The sequence below is a fragment of the Pseudorhodobacter sp. genome (genome assembly GCF_030452865.1).
In the GTDB taxonomy this organism is placed as follows: domain Bacteria; phylum Pseudomonadota; class Alphaproteobacteria; order Rhodobacterales; family Rhodobacteraceae; genus Pseudorhodobacter.
The window spans coordinates 1-1,795 of sequence record NZ_JAKDLJ010000558.1; the positions used below are offsets into that span (position 1 = coordinate 1).

General features: G+C 58.7%; 1 protein-coding gene and 1 pseudogene. Both read left to right on the top strand.

Annotated elements, in window-relative coordinates:
• The coding region (locus L0H65_RS19375; protein WP_301460822.1) for an iron ABC transporter permease at positions 1-1,463 on the top strand (1,463 nt) is incomplete at its 5' end.
• A gap of 3 nt (positions 1,464-1,466) precedes the next feature.
• A pseudogene (locus tag L0H65_RS19380) lies at positions 1,467-1,795 on the top strand (ATP-binding cassette domain-containing protein); the annotation flags it as partial.

Sequence of the window (1,795 nt, forward strand, 5' to 3'; positions counted from 1 at the left end):
TCGCGCTTGTCCTCACGCGCTCCGGCTTCAAATACAAGCAATCCCTGCGGGCGCGGACGGTGCTGCCGATCATCACGCCACCCTTCGTAATCGGCCTAGCGCTGATCCTGCTATTTGGTCTGTCGGGGACGGTCACGCAATGGGTTTCCGGTGTGTTCGGACTGCAGCCGACACGCTGGCTTTATGGCTTGCCGGGGTTGATGATCGCGCAGGTTCTGGCCTTCACGCCGATTGCGTTTCTGGTGATGATCGGCGTTGTCGAAGGCGTCTCCCCCAGTATGGAGGAGGCGGCGCAAACCCTGCGCGCCAATCGCTGGCAGACGTTCCGCACAGTCTCCCTGCCGCTGATGCGCCCCGGTCTGGCCAATGCGTTCCTGCTGGGTTTCATCGAGTCGATGGCGGATTTCGGCAATCCGCTGGTGCTGGGCGGCAATTATGATGTGCTGAGCACGGATATCTTTTTCGCCATCGTCGGCGCGCAATATGACCAAAGCCGCGCGGCAATTCTGGCGATGGTCTTGCTCGGCTTCACGCTTGGTGCATTTTACCTGCAACGGTTCTGGCTGGGCAAGAAAAGCTATACCACCGTGACCGGCAAAGGCGATTCCGGGGTGCATCCGCAGATGCCAATGGGCCTTGCGCTACCCGTCTATGTCATTGCGACGCTGTGGGCCGCGTTCACGGTTCTGGTCTACGTCTATATCGTCTACGGCTCCTTCGTGCAGCTTTGGGGCGTTGATGACAGCCTGACGCTGACGCATTACCGGACCGCATTTGCTGTGGCTTGGGATGATAATGGCTTCCGTTGGACGGGTTCCGCCTGGGATAGTTTCTTTACCACGATCATGATCGCCACCATCGCAGCCCCGTTCACGGCGGCGATGGGGTTGATCACCGCTTACCTGCTGACGCGGCAAAATTTCGCGGGCAAGCGCGCGTTTGAGTTCGGCACCATGCTGTCTTTCGCCATTCCCGGCACGGTGATCGGGGTTGCCTACATTCTGGCCTTCAACGTGCCACCGATCGAAATCACCGGAACCGGGATCATCCTGATCGTCAGCTTCGTGTTCCGCAACATGCCGGTGGGGGTGCGGGCCGGGATTGCGTCGATGAGCCAATTGGACAAATCGCTGGATGAATCTTCGCTGACACTGGGTGCGAATTCTTGGCAGACGTTCCGGCGGGTCATCCTGCCGCTGCTGCGGCCTGCGATCCTGGCAGCGCTGGTCTATAGCTTCGTGCGGGCGATGACCGCAATTTCCGCGGTGATCTTTCTTGTTTCGGCGCGTTATGACATGGCAACAAGCTATATCATCGGGCGGGTGGAAAATAACGATTACGGGTTGGCGATTGCCTACTCGACGGCGCTGATTTTCGTGATGTTGTTGGCAGTTGCGATGCTGCAACTTGCGGTCGGGCGGACGAAAATCGGGCGGCGGTCATCACATTCCGGGGGGCATTAGCACATGGTCAAGAACAACGCCAAGGCGGCCTCGGTCAGTTTCCGCGATGTGACCAAGGTTTACGGCCGTGATGTTGTGGCGGTGGACAATATCAATCTGGAGGTGGCAGCGGGGTCTCTGGTCACGCTGCTTGGGCCATCGGGGTGCGGCAAGACCACCACGCTGCGGATGATTGCGGGCTTGGAGATGCCGAGCAAGGGCCAGATTTTCATTGGTGACAAGGATGTGACCACCCTGCCCGCGACGGACCGCGATGTTTCGATGGTATTCCAGTCATACGCTCTGTTCCCGCATATGACGGTGATGGAAAAATGTGAGCTACGGGTTGAAAT